Raw genomic sequence first — 3,739 nt, forward strand, 5'->3', positions numbered from 1 at the left:
GCGGTAGGCTTCAAGCACGGTGCATTCCTTATCGTGACGGTGACAGGTGTCCGGGGGTCGCCCGGACGACTCGCGAATTATATGTCTTTTATAAGACTTGAGGTGCAATGCAACAATCAGCTCGGTTGCAGCGGCGGGATTCTACTCCTCGACGCCGGCTCCCGGCGATCGCCGGTCATTGCTTTGCGCCGGGGCGTCAACTAAACCGGGCAGTGGAACTGGCGGGAACGCAGGTCGCGGCGTGGCGTTCCAACTATCGATCATGACCGCGGCTTCCATCCGCGACTTCTGAACACCACTCCAACGGGAGACCGACCATGCTCCACAATCTGTTCGACACGCTGGGATCGTTCTCGACCCCGTCCGGACGCGTAGGGCGCTTCTACTCGCTGCCGGCGCTCGAAGCCGCCGGGGTGGGAAAAACCTCGCGTTTGCCCATATCGATCCGCATCGTGCTCGAAGCCGTGCTGCGGCACTGCGACGGCAAGAAGGTCACCGAGGAGCACGTCCGCCAGCTCGCGGCATGGGCACCGAATGGCGCGCGGACCGAAGAAATTCCGTTCGTCGTCGCGCGCGTCGTGCTGCAGGACTTTACCGGCGTGCCGCTACTGTGCGATCTCGCGGCGATGCGCAACGTCGCAGCAGACATGGGAAAGAACCCGAAACTGATCGAGCCGCTCGTGCCGGTCGATCTCGTCGTCGATCACTCGGTGCAGGTCGATTACTACGGCACACCGACCGCGCTGCGCCAGAACATGGAGCTCGAGTTCCAGCGCAACCGCGAGCGCTACCAGTTTATGAAATGGGGCATGCAGGCGTTCGACACGTTCGGCGTCGTACCGCCGGGGATCGGGATCGTCCACCAGGTGAACCTCGAATACCTGTTCCGCGGCGTGCGCAGCCACGGAACGGACGGCCAAGCGCTCTATTACCCCGACACGCTCGTCGGCACGGACTCGCATACGACGATGATCAACGGGGTCGGCGTCGTCGGCTGGGGCGTCGGCGGCATTGAGGCGGAAGCGGGGATGCTCGGGCAGCCGGTGTACCTCCTGACGCCCGATGTCGTCGGGGTCGAGCTCAAGGGCCGCCTGACCGAAGGCGTGACCGCGACGGACCTCGTGCTCACGGTCACCGAGATGCTGCGGGCGGCGAAAGTCGTCGGCAAGTTCGTCGAATTCTTCGGGGAAGGGACGGCGAGCCTCACCGTGACGGATCGCGCGACGATTGCGAACATGGCGCCGGAGTATGGCGCGACGATGGGCTTCTTCCCGGTCGATGAGAAGACCGTCGCCTACATGCGGGGCACCGGCCGCAGCGAGGCCGAATGCGAGCTGTTCGAAGCCTACTTCCGCGAACAGCGGATGTTCGGCATTCCGCGCGCCGGCGAAATCGACTATTCGCAGACGCTGACGCTCGACCTCGCATCGATCGTGCCGTCGCTCGCAGGGCCGAAGCGTCCGCAGGACCGTATCCCGCTCACCGACATGGAAGACGTCTTCGACCGGCTGTTTTCGCGGCCGGTTTCCGAAAACGGCTTCGGCCAGCCGGAAGCGGCGCTCGGCACGCGCTTCCCGACTAAGCTGCCCGGCGTGGACCTCGGCCACGGCGACATCCTCATCGCCGCGATCACCTCGTGCACGAACACCAGCAACCCCGCCGTGCTGATCGCTGCAGGTCTGCTCGCGAAGAAGGCGGTGGAGAAAGGGCTGACCGTGAAGCCGCACGTGAAGACCTCGCTCGCGCCCGGGTCGCGCGTCGTCACCGAGTATCTGCAGAAGGCCGGGCTGCTCGAACCGCTCGCACAACTCGGCTTCGCGCTCGCCGGTTACGGCTGCACGACCTGCATCGGCAACGCGGGGGATCTCGCGCCGGAACTGAACGAGGCGATCAACGAAAACGACGTCATCGCGGCTGCGGTCCTGTCCGGCAACCGCAACTTCGAGGCGCGGATCCACCCGAACATCCGCGCCAACTTCCTCGCGTCGCCGCCGCTCGTCGTCGCCTTCGCGATCGCCGGCCGCGCGAACGTCGATCTCACCGAAAACCCGCTCGGCATGGGCAGCGACGGCCACCACGTGTACCTGAAGGACATCTGGCCGACCTCCGACGAAATCGCCGCGATCATGCCGTTCGCGATGGACCCGGCAACGTTCGAGCGCCTGTATGCCGACTTCACGAAAGGTCACGACCTCTGGAACGAGATTCCGGCGACGGCCGGACAGGTCTACGAGTGGCCGGAATCGACGTACATCGCGCGCCCGCCGTTCTTCGATGGCTTCACGATGGACACCGGCGCGATCGGCGACATCGTCGGCGCGAAACCGCTGCTGATCCTCGGCGACTCCGTGACGACCGACCACATTTCGCCGGCGGGCTCGTTCCGGGAAACGACGCCGGCCGGCCAGTGGCTGATGTCGAAAGGCGTCAACCGCCCGGATTTCAACTCCTACGGCTCGCGCCGCGGCAACCACGACGTGATGGTCCGCGGAACGTTCGCGAACGTGCGGGTGAAGAACATGATGCTGCCCGCGCGCGAAGACGGTTCGCGCGTCGAGGGCGGCTACACCTTGTTCGAGGGCCAGCAGACCACGGTCTACGACGCCGCGATGCGGTACATCTCGAGCGGCACGCCGACGATCGTCCTGGCCGGCGAGGAATACGGCACCGGATCGAGCCGCGACTGGGCGGCGAAGGGAACGCAACTGCTCGGCGCGCGCGCGGTCGTCGCGCGAAGCTTCGAGCGCATCCACCGCTCCAACCTCGTCGGGATGGGCGTGCTGCCGCTGCAGTTCAAGGGCGATGACTCGTGGCAGGCGCTCGGCATCGACGGCTCGGAGCGATTCGATATCCGGGGCGTGGGCGCCGATCTCAGGCCGCAGCAGGATCTCACTCTCGTCATCCAACGTGCGGGAGGTGAAACGCTGGAAGTCCCGGTGCTCTGCCGCATCGACACGCCGATCGAAGTCGATTACTACCGTCACGGCGGCATCCTCCCCTACGTGCTGCGGGAGATCCTGGGGCGGCCGGAATAACGAATGTCGTCTATCGCCAACGCCTCACCCTGTCCGTGCCAGTCGGGAAAGCCCTTCGAGGACTGCTGCGCGCCGCTGATCTCGGGCGAGATGCTGCCCGAGACCGCGGAAGCGCTGATGCGCAGCCGCTACACCGCGTACACGCTGCGCGACGAGTCGTATCTGCTCGCCACCTGGGAACCGTCCCGGCGGCCGCAGTCCCTCGACTTCACGGCCGAGCAGGCGCCGAAATGGATCGGGCTGCAGGTTCGGCAATTCGTGCAGACCGGGCTCGATACCGCGATCGTGGAGTTCGTCGCCCGTTACCGCATCGGCGGGCGGGCGCACCGGCTGCACGAGACGAGCCGGTTCAAGCTGACGGACGGGCGCTGGATGTATGTCGACGGAGATATCGCCGAGTGAGGACGGGAGGGGTGCCCCAACGTGATGGACGCATATAATCGCGGCTCGACCATCACACCGATTGCGACAACGGGAACCGCATGAACCTCGAAAAAGTCATTTTCGGCTTCTTCATCGTCCTGGCTGCCACGCTGAACTTCGGCTTTTTCGTCGGCGACATCGACAACCCCGCCCACCACGATATCTATGAGCTCTTCGCCGCGATCGTCGTCAGCCTGATCGCCACGGTTCTGAAGTTCGGGGACCGCACGCAGATCGGCGCGGTGCACCTGTCGACGAGCCTCGTCGCGGACCTCCAGCTG

At 65.2% G+C, this 3,739-nt stretch carries 3 protein-coding genes; all 3 read left to right on the forward strand.

Going from position 1 to position 3,739, the window contains the following annotated elements:
* Positions 1-317 precede the first annotated feature (317 nt).
* Positions 318-3,035 carry an aconitate hydratase AcnA gene (gene acnA / locus V6M37_RS10565; RefSeq protein WP_332673029.1) on the forward strand — a complete coding sequence of 906 codons (2,718 nt, stop codon included), beginning with the start codon at positions 318-320 and terminating at the stop codon, positions 3,033-3,035.
* A gap of 3 nt (positions 3,036-3,038) precedes the next feature.
* Positions 3,039-3,437, forward strand: a complete 399-nt coding sequence (locus tag V6M37_RS10570) for a YchJ family protein (protein WP_332673031.1) — start codon at positions 3,039-3,041, stop codon at positions 3,435-3,437.
* A gap of 80 nt (positions 3,438-3,517) precedes the next feature.
* On the forward strand, positions 3,518-3,739 hold a 222-nt coding region (locus tag V6M37_RS10575; RefSeq protein WP_332673033.1), incomplete at its 3' end, for a DUF6394 family protein.

The sequence above is a fragment of the Aromatoleum sp. genome (genome assembly GCF_036675785.1).
Lineage (GTDB): Bacteria > Pseudomonadota > Gammaproteobacteria > Burkholderiales > Rhodocyclaceae > Aromatoleum.